Raw genomic sequence first — 17,796 nt, 5'->3', positions numbered from 1 at the left:
TCGTCAACCCGCGCTGACGTCTATGCCGAGGATCGGGCAGGCCGGCGTCATTTACGCGGCCAGCGGCTCTCCGACCGACCAGTTTGCCTTTTCATGGGTCAGGCTCCTTGAGTGTCAGGATGCAGGATGATCTTCGGCGCCGCTGCCTGGCCGGACCGGATATCCCGGAAGGCGTTGCCGCCCTCCGACAAAGGCCGCGCCTCGACCCAGTCGAGCTTGCCCAGTCGGCCGTCGAACAGCGCCGCCGCGGTGTCGCGGAAATCCTGTGCGGTGTAGGTATAGGTGCCGATGAAGGTGATCTCCTGCAGGGTCATGCGGCGGATATCGAGCCCGCCCATGTCCTCGCCCAGACCGATATGCACGATCACCCCGCCGGGCGCGGCCAGCGCCGAGGCGGTGCCGCGGGTGGCGGCGTAGCCCACCGCGTCGATCACGATCGGCGCGCTCATCTCGGACGCTTTCACCGCCCGCAGGCCACAGCGATCGCCGAGGTATGCACGGCGCGCAACGTTGGGCTCGACCACGGTGACGTCACTCACGCCCATCGCTGCCAGTGCCAGCGCCGCCGCCAGACCGATCGCCCCGCCGCCGAGGATCAGTGCCCGCCGCTCCGTCGCCGGGTGCAGCGCCTCGAGCCCCAGCCGCACCGCGTGCCAGCTCACCGCCAGCGGCTCGGCCAAAGCGGCCTTGGCCAGGGGCACATCGTAGGGCACCGCGATCAGGTTGCTTTCGGGCATCCGCAACAGCTCGGCAAAGGCGCCCTCGCGCGGCGGCATCGAGATGATCTGCCGCGCGGGGCAAAGGTTCTCGCGCCCCGCTTCGCAGGCCGGACACTGCCCGCAGGTGACCAGCGGGTTGATCGTCACCCTTTGCCCCTTGCACGCCCCGGCAATCACCGTGCCTGCCGCCTCGTGGCCGAGGATCAGCGGCGCCGGGCGGCGGTTGTCATGCCCCAGATAGGCATGCATGTCCGAGCCGCAGATGCCGACGCTCTCGACCCTTATCAGCGCCTCGCCGGGCTGCGGTTCTGGGTCGGGCGCGTCGCGATAGACCAGCGTTTCGACGCCGGTATAGACCAGGGCTTTCATTTCGCGGTGAACCCCCCGTCCAGCATGAGCACCTGTCCCGTCACGTAGCGTGACGCGTCAGAGCAGAGAAAGCGCAGCGGTCCGTCCAGATCCTCCGGCTCGCCGTTGCGGCCGATGCAGGTCTGCGCGGCATGGCGCGCGGCGCGTTCGGGATCGTCGAACACCGCCGCCGTCAGCTCGGTGCGGAAGAAGCCCGGCGCGATGGCGTTGGCGGTGATGCCATGCGGCGACCAGGCCTCGGCCATGGCGCGGGTCATCTGGGCGACACCGCCCTTGCTCGCGCCATAGGCGATGCCGCCGGGGAAGGCGCGGAAGGACTGCAGCGAGGCGAAGTTGACGATCCGCCCCCAACCCTTGGCCTGCATCGCCGGCACCAGCTTCTGGCTCAGGAAGAACGGCGCCGAGAGGTTGATCGCCAGCGTCGCGTCCCAGCCCTCGGGTGTCACATCATCGGCCGGCTCTCGGGTGTTGAGCCCGGCCGCATGCACCACGATGTCCGGCGCCCCGAAGGGCGCGCAGATCCGCGCCACCAGCGTATCGAGCCCGTCGCGGTCTGCCACGTCGCCCGCGACGCCGGCGCAATCGCCGCCGGCCTCTCGCTGCCAGGAGGCCAGCGCTTCGGCGCGGCGCGCCACGCCCACCACCTTTGCCCCGGACTGCGCCAGAACCGTCGCGGCATGACGGCCGAGGCCGGAGCTCGCGCCGGTGACACAGGCCACCCGGCCCGCCACGCTGAAGAGGTCGTCTCCGGCCATGGCTCAGGCGTCCGCCGTCAGGTCGAAGGTCTCGTCCGGGAAGTACTTCTTCAGCCGGATGTCGGCGGTGCGGGCATGGCCCTCCATCCCCTCGAGCCGCGAGATCCGCGCCGTGGCCTCGGCCACCGGCCGCGCGCCTTCGCGGGTGGCGCGTTGCCAGGTGACAATCTTCATGTACTTGTGAACGCTCAGCCCGCCGGTATAGCTCGCCGCTCCCGAGGTCGGCAGCACGTGGTTGGTGCCCGACGCCTTGTCGCCAAAGGCCACCGTGGTCTCTTCGCCGAGGAACAGCGAGCCGTAGCAGCTCAGCCGGCCCAACCACCAGTCGAGGTCCTCGGCCTGCACCGTCAGGTGCTCGGGCGCGTAATCGTCGGAACAGGCGGCCATCTCCTCGCGGTCGGCGCAGAGGATCACCTCGGCATAGTCGCGCCAGGCGGCGGTGGCGTTCTCGCGGTTCACATCCGGCAGATCGTCGATCAGCCCGGGCACCAGCCGCATGACCTCTTCGGCCAGCGCGCGGTCGTCCGTCACCAGCCAGACCGGCGAGTTGTAGCCATGCTCGGCCTGCCCCACCAGATCGGCGGCGACCACCATCGGATCGGCGCTCTTGTCGGCCAGCACCAGGCTGTCGGTGGGGCCGGCGATCATGTCGATGCCGACGCGGCCAAAGAGCATGCGCTTGGCCTCGGCCACGAACTGGTTGCCGGGACCGACGAGGATATTGGCCTTGGGCAGACCGAAGAGACCATAGGTCATTGCCGCCACGCCCTGCACGCCGCCCATGGCGAGGATCTGGTCGGCGCCGCAGACATGGGCGGCATAGATGATGGCCGGCGCAATGCCGACGCCGGGGCGCGGCGGCGAACAGGCGACGATATTCTTGCAGCCGGCGACCTTGGCGGTGGTCACCGTCATGATGGCGCTGGCGATATGGCTGTAGCGCCCGCCCGGCACGTAGCAGCCGGCGGCGTTGACCGGGATCGCCTTCTGCCCCGCGATGAAGCCCGGCACCACCTCGACCTCGAAATCCCTGACCGTGCCCAACTGCGCCTCGGCAAAGCGTTTGACGTTGGCATGGGCGAACTCGATGTCGCGCTTGAGCTTGTCCGGCACCAGGGCAATCGCCGCCGCGATCGCCTCGGGCGAGAGCAGCACCTCGCCGTCGTATTTGTCGAACTTTCTGGCATAGGCCAGCGCCGCCGCGTCGCCGCCCGCCTCGATCTCGTCAAGGATGTCACGCACGATCTTGCGGGTGTCGGAGGCGTCGCTCTTCGAGGTGAGGGTGGCTTTCTTCAGGTAGTCTCGGGTCATGAGCGGCGCTCCTGGTTGAGGATGTCTGGCAGCAGGATAGGGGAACCGTCGGCACAGAGGCGAGGAAGATCGGTGTGATCAACCTGCCGCAGGGCTTCGGCCTGTCTTCGAGTCGGAACTGTGATCATGTAAGCGCTTGCATGACCGCCGTGCAAGCGCTTACATGAACCCTGCGCCACCTTCTACACATAAGGTCGCACGCATCCCCGGCGGACCGGGCGAGAAAGAACACTGGATGGACAGTCACAACGATCAGGGCGGCAGATCCCGCGGCGGCACCTCGCCCCGGCTCGACGACGTGGCCGCGCGCGCCGGCGTGTCGACCGCGACGGTCTCGCGCTGTCTCAACACGCCGTCCAAGGTGTCGGAAGTCACCCGCGAGCGCGTGCTCGCTGCGGTGGATGCGCTGGGCTATGCCCCCAATTTCGGCGCCCAGGCGCTGGCGGCCAAACGCACCAACACCTTCGGCGCGATCATTCCGACGATGGAGAACGCCATCTTCGCCCGTGGTCTTCAGGCCTTTCAGGAGGAACTGCACCTTCAGGGCGTCACCCTGCTGGTCGCCAGCTCCTCTTACGATCCGGAATTGGAAGAGCAACAGATCCGCAGCCTCGTGGCGCGCGGCGCAGATGGCCTCCTGCTGATCGGCCACGACCGGACGCCGGAGATCTATGATTTCCTGGAAACCCGCCAGGTCCCTTATGTGATCGCCTGGACCTATGATGACCACGAAAGCCGCATTTCGATCGGCTTTGACAATCGCAAGTCCATGCGGTCTCTGGCCGATCAGGTGATCGCGCTCGGCCATCGGTCGATCGCCTTGATCACCGCCGAGCGCAAGGACAACGACCGCGCCCGCCAACGGTTCGAAGGCATCACCGATGCCATGTCGGCGCATGGCCTCGACCCGGCCGCCCTGCGCGTCATCGAAACCAGCTATTCGATCTCCAACGGCGGGCAGGCCTTTGCGTCCGTCATGCAGTCTGACCCAAGGCCCACTGCCGTCCTCTGCGGCAACGACGTGCTGGCGGCGGGGGCCCTGTCAATGGCCCGCCAGATGGGCCTCGACGTGCCCGGCGACGTCTCGATCACCGGCTTCGACGATATCGAGATCGCCCAGATCGTGACCCCTGCCCTCACCACCGTCCACGTCCCTCACCACGACATGGGCAAGGGCGCCGCGCGGATTCTACTCGCCATGCGCAGCGGCGAACGTCCGACGTTCAGCACAGAGCTCGAGGCAACCGTTGTCCTGCGCGAATCGGTTGGTCCGGCGCCGAACCTCGAGAGGTGAATTCGTCTCTCCACATCGTGGACGGTTTTCTGATCAGCTCAAGAGTTGCGCCGATTTGGCTGTCGAACGCTTGGTATTCCTGAAGATCGCTCTTACATGAGAAAAGATCAATTCATCCGCAATTATATTTAATTTTCCTCATCTGTTTCTTCTCCTTATGTCTGGTCCCAGCCGGATTGCTCCCGTCCACTTCGGGCCGGGGTCACGCCGCATCTGAGAAGGAGAGACCCATGACCAAATCCATCACCGCAAAACCGATGATCGCCACCGCCGCTTTGGCCTTTGTCCTGTCCGGGTGCAGCGCCGAACAAGCGGTCGACAGCACCATCGGCGTCGCCGCCGGAGCCACGAAAGTCGTCGCCAAAGGCGCGGTTGGCGCAGGCAAGCTGGTCTACAAGGGCGGGAAGGCCATCGCCAATCCGGACGGATGATCCTTGACGGCAGGGTGCCGAGGCGACCGGCCCGTCGGGACTTGAGCGATCACGGCGCTTGCAGCAATCGCCGGGATCGCGTGTCAGCGAGACCCGGCTTGGCCCGCGGTTTTGCCGTTCATCCGCAGCCTGTTCCCGCGTGGATCAAGTTCCATCTGCTTAATGCCGGGAAAGACTGGTTCGAGGGCTCCCTGATGAGCTCCCCTCGGACGGGATTAACGTCCACCTAAAATTCTGTTGCCCCCACATTGATCCGTCTGTATAAGGTTTATTGTCGGACACTAAGGGGCAGCAATATGGCCATGACGTCGAGACCGCTGACAGCAAGTTCTCCGCTCTGCATCCCGGGGCTGGATGTGGCGCGTCTGCAGGCGTATCTGAAACCTGTCGGAATTTCGCTGGTGCCCGGCGCGTCGCCCAGGAAATTCGCCGCGGGCTTCGGAAACATGAACTTTCTGCTGGAGACCGACCTTGGCCCATTGGTCCTGAGGCGACCGCCGCTGGGGCCTGTCCCGCCGGGCGCCAATGACATGGCGCGCGAATACCGCATCCTTTCGCATCTTCACCCGGTGCTGCCGCTGGTGCCCGAGGCCCGACTGTTCTGCGAGGATCTCTCGGTCATCGGTGCGCCCTTTCTTCTGATGGAATACCGCCCGGGCTTGGTGATCGGAAGTGAATTACCGTCGGACACTATTGTTAGCTGGAAAGGCACCGGCCCCATCGGACTTGCGCTGGGCCGCAGGATCATCGATGTCCTGACCCGCCTGCATGCAATTGACGCCAAGGCCTGCGGGCTCGGAACGCTGGGGCGGCCCGACGGCTTCGTGGAACGCACCCAACGCGGTTGGAGCAAGCGCGCACGACTGGCCTGGGACAATGCACCGGAGGACCTGACCTCGCTGCTGGGCTGGCTGGATGCCCATCCTCCCAAGACCTCGCGTGCGCCCACCCTGATTCACAACGACTTCAAGCTCGACAACATCATCCTCGATCCAGATACCCTTGAACCCCGGACGCTGATCGACTGGGACATGGGCACGCTGGGCGATCCGCTTTATGACCTCGCCGTTTTGCTCAGTTACTGGACCGAGGCCGAAGATCCTGAGGCGATGCACCAGTTGCGCCAGATGCCCACGGCACGCCACGGCTTTCCCACCCGCCAAGAGGCCGCGACTCTTTATGCAAAGGCGAGCGGTCGCAGGCTGACTGACTTCACCTATTACCGCGTGTTGGCCACATTGCGCCTCGCCGTCGTGTTTCAGCAGCTCTACCGCCGCTATGAGAGTGGCGGAACCGATGACCCGGACTTCGCCCGTTTCGACGACCTTTCCCGGGGGCTGCTGAGCTTCGGCCTGCAGGTCGCCCGCGGTGACTTTTACTGACAAGGACTGCCCATGATCTCTTTCGAGCCTACCCCCGAACAGGATGCGCTGCGCCAGCGGATCGAGAGCTTTGTCATGGAGCAGATCGTTCCGTATGAGAAAGACCCGCGCAACACCTCCCACGGCCCCACCGAAGAATTGCGGATCGAGTTGAACGCTCTGGCCCGTAAGGCGGGGCTGTTTGCGCCGCATGTGCCGCAGGAATGGGGCGGTCTGGGGCTGGATCACGTCAGCATGGCGATTGCCTTCGAGGCCAGCGGGCTGTCGCCGCTCGGGCCCATCGCGATGCATTGTGCTGCCCCCGACGAGGGCAACATGAACCTGCTCGACAAGGTCGCGACCGAGGCGCAGAAACAACGCTGGCTGAAGCCTTTCGCGGCTGGTGAATTCCGCTCCTGCTTCTCGATGACCGAGCCCTGGGGTGCCGGCGCCGATCCCTCCGAATTGAAGACGAAAGCGCGTTATGACGGCGAAGATTTTGTGGTCAGCGGCGTCAAATGGCTGATCACCGGGGCGCAGGGCGCGGGCTTCACCATCATCTTCTGCGATGTCGAGGCCGAGGGCGACAAACCCGGTGGCCCGACCATGCTGATCTCGGACATGGACGCCGAGGGCATCAGCCTGACGCGCCAGCTTGATACGCTCGACAGCTCCTTCACCGGTGGCCACTGGGAGGTGACCTTCGACAATCTGCGCATCCCGGCGGAAAACGTGCTGGGTGAGGTCGGCGAAGGTTTCCGCTACGTGCAGGTGCGGCTTGCCCCGGCGCGGTTGACCCATTGCATGCGCTGGCTGGGCGGCGCGGTACGGGCGCAGGGGATTGCGCTGGATTACGCCCGCAAGCGCGAAGCCTTCGGCAAGCCCATCGGGCGGCACGGCGAGATCGGCGCAATGCTGGCCGAGAACGAGATGGAGCTGCAGCAGAGCCGGCTGATGATCTGGTGGGCCTGCGCCCTGCTCGACAAAGGCGAACACGGCCGTCACGAAAGCTCGATGGTCAAGACGGCGGTGTCCGAGGCGCTGTTCCGCGTGGCCGACCGCTGCGTGCAGGTGCTGGGCGGCATGGGGGTGACCGGCGATACGGTGGTCGAGCAGATCTTCCGCGAGACCCGGGCCTTCCGTATCTATGATGGGCCGTCCGAGGTTCATAAATGGGCGATCTCGCGCCGGATCATGAAGGGTTGAACCGCTTCAGGGGAGGAGCAAGCATGCAACGTGTTGAGATGACGAGCTACGAGGCCGCCTGCGCGCAGTTCGAATGGCAGGTGCCTGAGACGTTCAACTACGGCGGCGACGTGGTGGATGCCTGGGCGGAAGACCCCGAGCGCATGGCGCTGATCTGGGTCAACGACGCGGGCGAAGAGCGGCGCTTCACCTATGCCGACATCCGCGACCTGACCAACCGCTTCGCCAATTACCTGACCGCCAAGGGCGTGCGAAAAGGCGACCGCGTGCTGATCATGCTGCCGCGCATCCCCGAGTGGCAGATCGCGATGGTCGGCTGCAACAAGATCGGTGCCATCCCGATCCCCTGCGTCACCATGCTGACCGAGAAGGACGTGACCTACCGCATGGAGCATTCCAGCGCGGTGGCGGTGGTGACGACGGCGGCAGAGACGCACAAGATTGCCAGTGACCTCAAAGTCCGGCTCTCCGTCGGCGCAACTAACGGCTGGGACGATTTCGAGACCGAAATGGCGCGGCACAGTGCCGATTTCACCCCTGTCCGGGTCGAGGCCGAAGACCCTGCGATCATGTTCTACACCTCCGGCTCGACCGGTCTGCCCAAGGGCGTGCTGCACGCCAGCCAGGCGCTGTTTTCCTGGCGTGTCTCGGCGTGGTACTGGCTGTCGCTGACCGAGCAGGACGTGATGTGGTGCACCGCCGACACCGGCTGGTCAAAGGCCGGCACTTCGATCCTCTACGGCCCGTGGAGCTGCGGCGCGACGGTGCTGTTCTATGACGGCCCCTTCGACCTCGAAAAGCGGCTAGAGCTGCTCGAGCGCTACAAGGTCAGCGTCTATTGCGCCGCCGCCACCGAGATTCGGCAGCTGGTTCAGGTGGACACCTCGGGTCATGACCTCTCGGCCCTGCGGCTGTCGGTCTCGGCCGGCGAGTCGGTGAACCCCGAGATCGTCAGGGCCTGGTCGGACAAGACCGGCGCGCTGCTGCTCGACGGCTACGGCCAGACTGAGACGCTGATGACCGTGCTCAACTATCCGCAGATGCCGGTGAAGCCCGGCGCGATGGGCAAACCGCTGCCGGGCACCGAGGCCGCGATCCTGGGTGAGGACGGGCGTCAAGCCCCTGCCGGCACGCCCGGTCAGCTGGCAATCCGCTGCCCGCATCCGCAGCTGATGCTGGGCTACTGGAACAACCCCGACAAGACCGCCGAGAGCTACCAGACCGTCGATGGCGTGACCTGGTTCCTGACCGGCGACACCGCCAGCATGGACGCGGACGGCTACCTGTTCTTCGGTGGGCGCGACGACGACGTGATCAATTCGTCGGGCTACCGCATCGGGCCGATGGAGGTGGAGAATGCCTTGATGGAGCATGAGGCCGTGCTGGAATGCGCCGCCGTCGCCAGCCCCTGCGAGACCCGCGGCGAGGTGGTGAAGGCCTTCATCATCCTGAAGTCAGGACATACCCCGAGCGACGCGCTCGCCAAGGAATTGCAGGATTTTACCAAGGCCCTGACCGCGCCCTACAAGTACCCGCGCAGGATTGCCTTTGTCGACGCCTTGCCCAAGACACCCACCGGGAAGATCCAGCGGCGTCTGCTGAAGCAGCAGGAGTTCGAGGGGCTGCCAGCATGAACTGCCTCGATCGGCCAGAGGCGCGCACCGCGACCGAGGCCATCACCTCGCGTCGCTCGGTCAGGGCCTTCCTGCCCGAGCCGGTCCCGCGCGCGACCCTCCGGCGCATCCTGGAAATCGCAGGGCGTGCGCCCAGCGGCTCAAATATCCAGCCGTGGCATGTGGATGTGGTGACGGGACCTGCCCTGACCAGGTTGACCACCGCGATCACGGCCCGGTTCGACGCCGGCGATGCTGGCGAGGACAGCTATCAGTACTACCCTTCCCCCTGGCGCGAGCCTTACCTGGCACGGCGGCGGGAAACCGGCTGGGGCCTCTATTCCACCCTCGGCATTGCCCGGGGTGACACGGCGCGAATGCGTGCGCAGCTCAGACGCAATTTCCTGTTCTTCGACGCACCGGTGGGGCTGATTTTCAGCATCGACCGGGACCTGCCGATTGGAAGCTGGCTCGACACCGGCATGTTCCTGCAAAGCATCATGATCGCGGCGCGGGGCTTCGGGCTGGACACTTGTCCGCAACAGGCCTTCGCGACCTATCATCAGACCATCCGCGAGGTGCTGGCCCTGCCCGACGATCGCACGGTGATCTGCGGCATGGCGCTGGGCCACGCCGATCCGTCCGATCCGGCGAACCGGTTCGAGACCGGGCGCCTCGGCGTCGAGGACTACGCACGGTTTCACGACTGACACACAGCCTGACGTCCCTTGCGCAACCGTCCCGGCCTCGCGCCGGGACCTCTTGGTCGCCCAAGCGCGAGGCCCCGGATCAAGTCCGGGGCGCGATTGCATCCTGACAGCGCTCAGTCGAAGCCTTCGCCCTGGTGCTCCCCGACCCCCGGCGCCCGCCTCAGCGGTGCATTGTCGTAGGCCGAGAACTTCACCGGTTGACGCAACACTGGCTGCACCGTCCCATCCTGCCGCATGACCTCGTCAAACAGACCCCGCGTCCGGAACTGCGGGTCCTCTGCAAGCTCCTCACGCCGCAACGCAGGCCCCCACATCTGCCCCGAGGCCTCGAACAGCGCCTCCCAATGCGCGAAAGGCTTGTCCCGGATGCGCGCGGCGATCTTCGCGACGAGTTCATCGCGCCGGGCCACACGCTCGGGACGGGTCAGACCCACACCCTCCGCCAGCCCCACATCGCGGCACAGTTGATCCCAAAAGGCATCTTCATGCGCCACCGAGGTGGTCAGCCAGCGCCCATCCGAGGTCTCGTAAAGTGCATAGCCCGGATCGCGCTGCGGCAGGCTGGCGTCCTCGACGGCGTCGGCCGCAATAAAGGGCGTCTGCAAGGCCAACACCGCGTCGCTCATGGCGATGTCGACATGAGTGCCCTGCCCGGTCCGCTCGCGGGCCAGCAAGGCCGACAGCACGCCAGTCAGCGCATAGAGCGCCGAGACGCTGTCGCCCAGCAGCACCGCCGGAGGCAGACCACCCACCGCCCCGCTGATGCGCTCGCCCAAGGCGCCGCCGATCCCCTGGAAGGTCAGATCATGCGCGGGGCGCATCCGGTAGGGACCGTTCTGGCCGAAGCCCGATATCGACACGTAGATCAACCGCGGGTTCACCGCGTTCAGGTCGTCGTACCCGAGGCCAAGCTTCGCCAGCTTGCCCGGCCGAAAGCCTTCGAGAAACACGTCGGCCCGTTCGATGAGCCGCAGGAGCTCCGCCTTCTGCGCCGGATCGCGCGCGTCCAGAGCGACCGAGCGCTTGTTGCGATTGAGCCCCTCGTAGAACGACGGCAGAAACCGCGAGGGATCGCCGCCCGGCCGCTCCACCTGGATCACATCGGCGCCCATGTCCGACAGGGTCAGCGTACAGAACGGGCCAGGATATTGCTCGGCCATCGAGACGATCTTCAGCCCTTCGAGGGCGCCGGGCTTGCGCTCTGCCATCAGATCGCCCAGCTCTGCGCGTCGTCGACCGTGAGCGCTTCGCCATTGACGAAATGACTGCGCGGATCGACGAGAAACAGAAGCGCGCTGTCAAGGTCCTTCGGCTCGCCCACACGGCGGCGCGGCAGCTTCGCAAGTTCGGCCTTGCCTTGGTCGGTGTCCCAGAATTCATCGTTGATCGAAGTGCGGATATAACCCGGACACAGCGCGTTGACGCGGATGCCGTGCTGGCCCCATTCCAGGGCGTGTCCGGCGGTGAGATGCCGGATCGCCGCCTTCGACATGGTGTAGAGTGACACGCCCTTGGCGACCCGGGTCGAGAGCATCGAGGAGACGTTGACGATGCACCCCTCGCGGCCCTCGTCGATCCAGCGCTCGGCGCAGAGCTGCGACAGGCGCCAGGGCGCACGGACGTTCACCGCCATGGTCTGTTCAAAATCCTTGAGCGTTGCCTTGTGGGCGCGGGCGGGCCTGCTGATACCGGCGTTGTTGACCAGGATGTCGGGCGTGCCCATCTGCTCGGACACGGCGGCGATCAACGCATCGGGCGCGGCAGGATCTGCGGCATCGAACCCGAAGGCCTGCGCCTGGCCGCCCTCTGACGTGATCCGTGCCACCAGATCGTCAAGCTTGCCGGTGCTGCGCGCGGCCACCGCGACGGCGGCACCCTGTCCGGCCAGTGTCAGGGCGAACTGATAGCCCAGCCCCGACGACGCGCCGGTCACCACCGCGATCTTGCCATCAAGCATGTGTTTCCTCCTCCGAAACTGCGATTTCCCCGGAGGCTACCATGCGCATTAGTGTCCGACAATAATAGAATGACGCTTCATGCCGCTTCGCCGAAGAACCGCGCTTGCAGGGTCTGCCGGGCCGAGGGGTTGCGGGTCAGCTCGATGAACCGGCGCACCTCCAGCCGCAGCGCCGGCTCGATGGGCATTTGCAGCCCGTGATAGACGGCCTCGGCAATCAACCTCTGCTCGGGTCGGTCGGCCACGCCATCACGGGTCAACCCGGCGTTCAGGGCGTGAAAGTACCGCTCAATCTCCGAGGCGGATGGCCCACAATAACCCCGCGCCACCCACGGCTGTTCGGCTGCGGGATTGTCCAGCAGCCACCGGCGGGCGGCATCGCGCAGGGCACCCGCTGGGACTACATCGGTCAGCAACCCCAAAGATCGCGCTTCCGACACGTCGTAGGTGGCCCCCTGCAACATATCCGCCGTCACCCGCTGCCACGGCGCCAGACGCGCCAGACGCTGCGTGCCACCGAAGCCCGGCATCAACCCGAGCCCGGCCTCGGGCAGGCCGAGCTTGATCGCCGGATCGTCCACGGCGAACCTCGCATGCGCCGCCAGCGCCATCTCGAAACCGCCGCCCAGGCAATGCCCGTTGATCGCCGCGGCCACCGGCTTGCCACAGGTCTCCAGTCGGTAAAAGCTGTCCTTGACGCGGGCCATGACGGACCAGAGCTCCTCGGCCGACATGTCGAAGAAGCCGCCGACCATTCGCAGGTCTGCGCCGGCGTGAAATGAGGCCTTGCCGGAAGTGATCAGCACGCCGCGAACACTTGGGTCCGTGGCCACCTGGTCCACCAAGCCCACCCATTCCGAGATGGCCTCGGTGGAAAACACGTTGACCTTGCGGTCCGGATCGTCCCAGCACAGCTCTGCAATGCCATGGCCGTCGATGCCCAGGGTAATGATACTGCTCATGCGCCTTCTCCCTCCATCCGTTCGATTACCATGGCGATCGCCTGTCCCGCCGCCGCGCAAAGCGTGGCGCAGCCGAATTGCTTGTCTGCGCGCTCCAACTCGTCGAGCAGCGTGCCCAGGATCATGGCCCCGGTGGCCCCCAGCGGATGGCCCATGGCGATGGCCCCGCCGTTGACGTTCATCCGGTCCGGACTGACGCCTGTTTCCTCCTGAAAATAGAGAACCACCGAGGCAAAGGCTTCGTTCAGCTCCCACAGGTCGATGTCGGCGTAGCCCAGCCCGGCCTGCTTCAGCGCCCGGTCGCAGGCGGCCTTGGGCCCGGTCAGCATGATCGTCGGCTCGGACCCCACCGAGGCCAGCCCGAGGATGCGGGCGCGGGGCGTCAGGCCATTGTCCTTGCCAGCCGTCTCAGACCCCAGAAGAACCGCCGCCGCGCCATCGACGATCTGCGAGGAATTGCCGGCATGGTGGACGTATTTCAGCGCGCCGATCTCGGGGTACTTTTGCTCCGCAACAGCGTCATAGCCCATCTTCTTCGCGTAGCGTTCAAAAGAGGGGTTCAGAGCGTCCAGCGACTGCATGTCCGCCCCCGGACGGATCGCCTCATCGCGGTCGAGCACGGTCAGGCCGTTGCGATCCTTGACCGGCACGATGGAGCGGGCAAAGCGCCCCTCCTCCCACGCCCGGCCCGCGCGCTGCTGGCTTTCCACCGCCAGGGCATCCACGTCGTCGCGGCTGTACCCCCGCAGCGTGGCGATCAGGTCGGCCGAGATGCCCTGCGGCACCGACTTGCGCGGGATGGCGATGCCGGGATCGGCCAGCACGGGCATGCCCGATGACAGCATTGGCACCCGGCTCATCATTTCGACTCCGCCGGCCACGGCCAAGCCGACCTCGCCGCTGGCCACCTTGCCCGCCGCGATGGCGCAGGCTTCCAGCCCCGAGGCGCAGAAGCGGTTGATCTGGACGCCGGGAACCGCCTCGTCATAGCCCGCCTCGAGCGCTGCCGTGCGCGCAATGTCGCCGCCCTGATCGGCCACCGGATCGACGCAGCCGAGCACTACGTCTCCAACGGCCGAGGTGTCGAGGTTCGACCGTTCCTTCAGGGCCTTCAACGGGACCGTGGCCAGTTCCACCGGGCTGAGTTCCGCCAGCGCGCCGACCGACGCCTTGCCTTTGCCGCGTGGCGTGCGCACGGCGTCGAAAATCCGAACATGTTGCATGGTCAGCCCCTATTTCGCGGTCATGCGCAGCGCGCCGTCGAGCCGGATCACCTCGCCGTTCAGCATTGGGTTGGCGAAGATCGCGGCCACCAGGTCGGCGAATTCTTCGGCCTTCCCGAGACGAGGCGGAAACGGCACCTTGGCCCCCAGCGACTCCTGTACCTCTTGCGGCAATCCCGCCATCATCGGCGTCTCGAAAATACCCGGCGCGATGGCCATCACGCGGATACCCGACCGCGCCAACTCCCGCGCCGCAGGCAGCGTCAGGCTGACCACGCCGCCCTTGGACGCCGCATAGGCCGCCTGGCCGATCTGGCCGTCGAAGGCCGCGACCGAGGCGGTGTTGACGATCACCCCGCGCTCTCCGTCCGGCCCCGGCTCGGCCTCTGCGATGGCTTCGGCCGCGAGGCGCATGGTGTTGAAGGTGCCGACGAGGTTGATCGAGACCGCGCGGGAGAACCTGTCGAGGTCATGCGGCCCGTCGCGGCCCACGATCTTCGCTCCGGGCGCGACGCCGGCGCAATTCACCAGCCCATGCAGGCCGCCGAAGCGGGTTTTCGCGGTCCGGATGGCCTCTGCCACCTGCTCGGCGGAGGTCACATCGGCCCGGACCATCACCTTGCGGTCATGCAATTCCGCGCCGTCGATGTTGATGTCGAGCCCGACCACATTCGCCCCGCCTGCCATGAGCCGTGTCACGACCCCCGCGCCGAGACCGGAACTCGCGCCGGTGACCAATACCGTCTTGCCTGCAATGTCCATGCTGTCCTCCCTCAGTGACTTGGCTCAGATCGGTAAGACGCGCCGGCATGGTAAACAATGACATTTCCGTTCCAATTCATGACCGAAAATGCCATATGAAAGCCATGTCAGACCTCACCGCACCGGTCTCTCCGGTCTTCATCGACGAAGCCTTCGACTGCGCCCGCCGCGTAGGTCTCGATGCCACGCTGATTGCCCATCGGATCGCACCTGACGGGCCGATGACGCTGGCGCAATACGGGGAGTTCTGGTTCGCGCTCGCTCAGGAGATGCAGGATGAAATGCTGGGCATGACCGCGCACCCGATGCGGCCGGGAAACTTTGCGCTGATGTGTTATGCCATCCGTGGCGCGCCCACCCTCGGCAAGGCGCTGGAGCGCGCGCTTTGGGCTCTGGACGTGATGGTCGGCGCGCCGCGCGGAAAGGTCACGGTCCGAAACGCGCAGGCCATCATAGGCTTCACCGACGACGGACCGCCCGCCTCGGCCTTCGCCTATCGCACGCTTTTGATCGTGTTGCTGGGACCGATCTGCTGGCTGGCGCGGAGGCGATTGCCTTTGGTGCAGGTGGCCTTTCGCTGCGCCGCGCCCGCGGGGGCCGAGGCCTATTCGCGTCTGTTCGGCACGCAAGTTCAGTTCGACGCGCCGGAAACGCAGGTGGTGATCGACGCCGCGCATCTGACCCTGCCGGTCAACCGCAGCGAGGCCGCTCTGAAGCGCTATCTGAAACAGGCCCCCGGCAACCTGCTGGTGGGCTACCGCGGCATGGACGACGTGACCGGACAGGTCCGCGCGCTGCTGTCACGCACATCGCCGCGGGACTGGCCGGCCTTCGACAGTCTCGCCCGGCAGTTCCGCATGTCGCCCAGCACCTTGCGTCGGCAGTTCAAGGATCAGGGCGAGAGCTATCGCAAGCTCACGTCCGAGTTGCGTGCCGCCAAGGCCCGGCACCTGCTGGCCGTGACCGACACGCCGGTTGCCGAGGTGGCCGATCTTTTGGGGTATACCGAGCCGAGCGCCTTTTTCCGGGCCTTCCAGGGATGGGCCGGGACCTCTCCGGCGCGATATCGGGCGGAGAGCCGACAGACTCCTACTTTGTCCGACGATATTTCATAATCCAGAAAATATCTCGCATTAGCGTCGGTCAGCCTGTAAGCTGACGTGGCGTAGTTTATCGTGAAAGTTGCCCATGAAACTCGACCTCGACACCACTGCCGATCTGCCCGTGTTCCGACAACTGGCGCTTGCCCTGCAACAAAAGATTCTCTCCGGCGAATTGCAGCCCGGGGCACGTATGCCTGCCGAAACCGCGCTGGCCAGCGAGAATGGCATCCACCGCTCGACCGTGCGCGAGGCGATCCGGTCGCTGGAACAGCAGGGCCTGCTCTATCGCGAAGAAGGCAAGCGCAAGCTCTTCGTGTCGCGCCCCGATACCGAGGAACTGTCGCGCCGGCTGGTGACGCCCCTGGTGATGAATGGCGTCACCTTCGAGGAGATCTGGGAGGCGATCCGCGCGCTCGACCCGGTGGCGGCCGAGGCCGCGGCGAACAGGCGCAATGCCGACAATCTCGCGGCGCTGGAAGACAATATCACCCGGACCAGAGCGGCGATGGACGACCCCGACGCCTTGGTCAAACTGGATATCGAGTTTCACGAATTGATCGCCCTGGCCGCCAACAACCGGGTGATCCAGTCGCTCAGGCTGCCGATCAGCGACCTGTTCTACCCGTCGTTCCAGACGGTGATGACCAGCCTCAACGCCAGCGAACGCCTGCTGACCGCGCATGAAAAGATCCTTCACGCGATCAAGTGGGGCGACGCGGATGAGGCGAAGGCCTGGATGATCAAGCACCTCAACGACTTCCGCAAGGGATACGAGCTGGCCAGCCTCGATATCACAGATCCGGCGGTCTTTCCCAAGGCGCGGGAGGCTTGAGGCTCAGGCCGCCAGTTCGAGAATCTGCATCACATCGTCCGCGCCTTTGATCGGGCGCGGGTTCTTGGGCACCCAAGGGGTGTGAAGCGCGGCCTCGGCGATATCGGGGAAAGCATTCCGTGCGATACCGTTGGCGAGCAGGCCTCGCGGCTGCCCGAGGCTGGCAATCAGCTCGTGCAGGAGGTTCGAGGCGGGCACTGATACATCCCCCAGAGCCTCTGCCACCAACGCCTGCCGATCCGCGTTCACGGAGGCATTCCATGCCATCACCGCAGGCAGCATGAGACAGGACGTGTGGCCGTGCGGGATGCCGTATCTGGCGCCAAGCACATAACCGATGCCGTGGCTCGCCCCCATCGGCACGCCGCTGGTCAAAGGCCCCATCGACAGCCAGGCCCCCAGCAGACAGTCCTGTCGGGCCTGCAAATCAGCAGCGTCCCCCTTGATGCGCGTCAACCCGTCCGCCAGCAGCCGCAAGCCGTGCAGCGCCTGTGCGTCGCCGAAGGGGTTGGCCTCCTGCGAACAGATGCCCTCGACGCAATGGTCGATGGCGCGCACGCCGGTGGACAGGAACAACCATTCGGGCGTGTGCCGCGCGACCTCGGCATCGAGGATCACCACACGCGGCATCAGACCCGGATGGCGCAGCATCTCCTTGGTGCCCGTGGCCTCGTTGGTGACGCCGGCGATGGCGCTGAACTCTCCGGCAGAGAGCGTCGTGGGGATGGAGATTTGCGGCACAGCAGGGGCCGCGACCTCGCCGGCAAGCAACCGGTCGATGTCCTGAACGGTCGAGACGACATTGGCGAGGCAGAGCGCCACCGCCTTGGCACCGTCGGTGGGAGAGCCGCCGCCGATGGTGACGATGAGATCGGCCTTGGCATCCCGCGCGGCCCTGGTCGCCGCAATCACATCGCCGCGCGGCACATGCGCGCCCATCCGGTCGAAGTCCCCGGCGCAGCGCGTGCCCAGGGCGGATTTCAGCTTCTCGACCTCGTTGGTCTCGCGACAGAGCGTGCCGCTGGCGATGACGAAGACGCGCCGCGCGCCAAGCCGCTCTGCCTCGGTCGCCACAGCTTGTGCCGCGGGGGTGCCGTAAATCACGGCCTCCATGGGGGTGAGCGCAATTCGGGTCATCGGCTTCTCCAATAGAAATGGCAGCGCACCCCGGGAGCAAGGGCGCGCTGC

17 protein-coding genes are annotated in these 17,796 nt (G+C 65.9%); 8 read left to right on the top strand and 9 right to left on the bottom strand.

The features are described 5' to 3' along the window. Positions 1–98: 98 nt before the first annotated feature. From ACN0SE_RS01725 to hisD, 3 genes are read right to left on the bottom strand one after another with little or no spacing between them, the layout of a single operon-like run. Entirely contained in the window at positions 99–1,088 is a 990-nt protein-coding gene (locus tag ACN0SE_RS01725) for a zinc-dependent alcohol dehydrogenase (RefSeq protein WP_417522744.1), read from the bottom strand. Further along, positions 1,085–1,843, bottom strand: coding sequence for an SDR family NAD(P)-dependent oxidoreductase (locus ACN0SE_RS01720; protein WP_417522743.1), 759 nt, complete (start codon positions 1,841–1,843; stop codon positions 1,085–1,087). The genes ACN0SE_RS01725 and ACN0SE_RS01720 overlap by 4 nt, the downstream gene beginning before the upstream one ends. A gap of 3 nt (positions 1,844–1,846) precedes the next feature. Further along, positions 1,847–3,154, bottom strand: a complete 1,308-nt coding sequence (hisD, locus tag ACN0SE_RS01715; protein WP_417522742.1) for a histidinol dehydrogenase — start codon at positions 3,152–3,154, stop codon at positions 1,847–1,849. A gap of 235 nt (positions 3,155–3,389) precedes the next feature. Here hisD and ACN0SE_RS01710 point away from each other — a divergent pair, with 235 nt between their 5' ends. From ACN0SE_RS01710 to ACN0SE_RS01685, 6 genes are all read left to right on the top strand, one after another. After that, positions 3,390–4,448, top strand: coding sequence for a LacI family DNA-binding transcriptional regulator (locus tag ACN0SE_RS01710; protein ID WP_417522741.1), 1,059 nt, complete (start codon positions 3,390–3,392; stop codon positions 4,446–4,448). A 230-nt stretch (positions 4,449–4,678) separates the two neighbouring features. Further along, on the top strand, positions 4,679–4,879 hold the full coding sequence (locus ACN0SE_RS01705) for a hypothetical protein (protein WP_417522740.1): 201 nt from the start codon (positions 4,679–4,681) through the stop codon (positions 4,877–4,879). Positions 4,880–5,175: 296 nt separating this feature from the next. After that, positions 5,176–6,261: a phosphotransferase family protein gene (locus tag ACN0SE_RS01700; RefSeq protein ID WP_417522739.1), complete on the top strand. Its 1,086-nt coding sequence runs from the start codon at positions 5,176–5,178 to the stop codon at positions 6,259–6,261. A 12-nt stretch (positions 6,262–6,273) separates the two neighbouring features. Beyond that, positions 6,274–7,446: an acyl-CoA dehydrogenase family protein gene (locus ACN0SE_RS01695; protein WP_417522738.1), complete on the top strand. Its 1,173-nt coding sequence runs from the start codon at positions 6,274–6,276 to the stop codon at positions 7,444–7,446. Positions 7,447–7,469: 23 nt separating this feature from the next. Continuing rightward, positions 7,470–9,080 carry an acyl-CoA synthetase gene (locus ACN0SE_RS01690; RefSeq protein WP_417522737.1) on the top strand — a complete coding sequence of 537 codons (1,611 nt, stop codon included), beginning with the start codon at positions 7,470–7,472 and terminating at the stop codon, positions 9,078–9,080. Further along, positions 9,077–9,769, top strand: coding sequence for a nitroreductase (locus ACN0SE_RS01685; protein WP_417522736.1), 693 nt, complete (start codon positions 9,077–9,079; stop codon positions 9,767–9,769). The genes ACN0SE_RS01690 and ACN0SE_RS01685 overlap by 4 nt, the downstream gene beginning before the upstream one ends. 113 nt (positions 9,770–9,882) lie before the next feature. On the opposite strand, the gene ACN0SE_RS01680 is transcribed toward ACN0SE_RS01685, so the two are convergent. From ACN0SE_RS01680 to ACN0SE_RS01660, 5 genes are all read right to left on the bottom strand, one after another. Further along, entirely contained in the window at positions 9,883–10,977 is a 1,095-nt protein-coding gene (locus ACN0SE_RS01680) for a CaiB/BaiF CoA transferase family protein (protein WP_417522735.1), read from the bottom strand. Further along, entirely contained in the window at positions 10,977–11,726 is a 750-nt protein-coding gene (locus tag ACN0SE_RS01675; RefSeq protein WP_417522734.1) for an SDR family oxidoreductase, read from the bottom strand. The genes ACN0SE_RS01680 and ACN0SE_RS01675 overlap by 1 nt, the downstream gene beginning before the upstream one ends. A 77-nt stretch (positions 11,727–11,803) precedes the next feature. Continuing rightward, positions 11,804–12,688, bottom strand: coding sequence for an enoyl-CoA hydratase/isomerase family protein (locus tag ACN0SE_RS01670; protein ID WP_417522733.1), 885 nt, complete (start codon positions 12,686–12,688; stop codon positions 11,804–11,806). After that, positions 12,685–13,911, bottom strand: coding sequence for an acetyl-CoA C-acetyltransferase (locus tag ACN0SE_RS01665; RefSeq protein WP_417522732.1), 1,227 nt, complete (start codon positions 13,909–13,911; stop codon positions 12,685–12,687). Before ACN0SE_RS01665 ends, ACN0SE_RS01670 begins: the two co-directional genes overlap by 4 nt. A 9-nt stretch (positions 13,912–13,920) precedes the next feature. Then, the gene (locus ACN0SE_RS01660) at positions 13,921–14,673 is read right to left on the bottom strand and encodes an SDR family NAD(P)-dependent oxidoreductase (protein ID WP_417522731.1); all 753 of its coding nucleotides are present in this window, start codon (positions 14,671–14,673) and stop codon (positions 13,921–13,923) included. A gap of 104 nt (positions 14,674–14,777) precedes the next feature. On the opposite strand from ACN0SE_RS01660, the gene ACN0SE_RS01655 reads away from it, so the two are divergent. Together ACN0SE_RS01655 and ACN0SE_RS01650 are read left to right on the top strand one after the other, a co-directional pair. Then, entirely contained in the window at positions 14,778–15,788 is a 1,011-nt protein-coding gene (locus ACN0SE_RS01655) for an AraC family transcriptional regulator (protein ID WP_417522730.1), read from the top strand. A 73-nt stretch (positions 15,789–15,861) separates the two neighbouring features. Further along, positions 15,862–16,608 carry a FadR/GntR family transcriptional regulator gene (locus ACN0SE_RS01650; RefSeq protein ID WP_417522729.1) on the top strand — a complete coding sequence of 249 codons (747 nt, stop codon included), beginning with the start codon at positions 15,862–15,864 and terminating at the stop codon, positions 16,606–16,608. 3 nt (positions 16,609–16,611) lie between these two features. On the opposite strand, the gene ACN0SE_RS01645 is transcribed toward ACN0SE_RS01650, so the two are convergent. Then, positions 16,612–17,745 (bottom strand): iron-containing alcohol dehydrogenase, encoded by a 1,134-nt coding sequence (locus ACN0SE_RS01645; RefSeq protein ID WP_417522728.1) that lies wholly within the window; start codon positions 17,743–17,745, stop codon positions 16,612–16,614. Positions 17,746–17,796: the final 51 nt, after the last annotated feature.

Origin of the sequence: Marinovum sp. (genome assembly GCF_048263515.1) — a bacterium.
In the GTDB taxonomy this organism is placed as follows: domain Bacteria; phylum Pseudomonadota; class Alphaproteobacteria; order Rhodobacterales; family Rhodobacteraceae; genus Marinovum.
The sequence above is the reverse complement of the archived record's forward strand: the minus strand, read 5'-3'. Positions and strand labels throughout refer to the sequence as shown.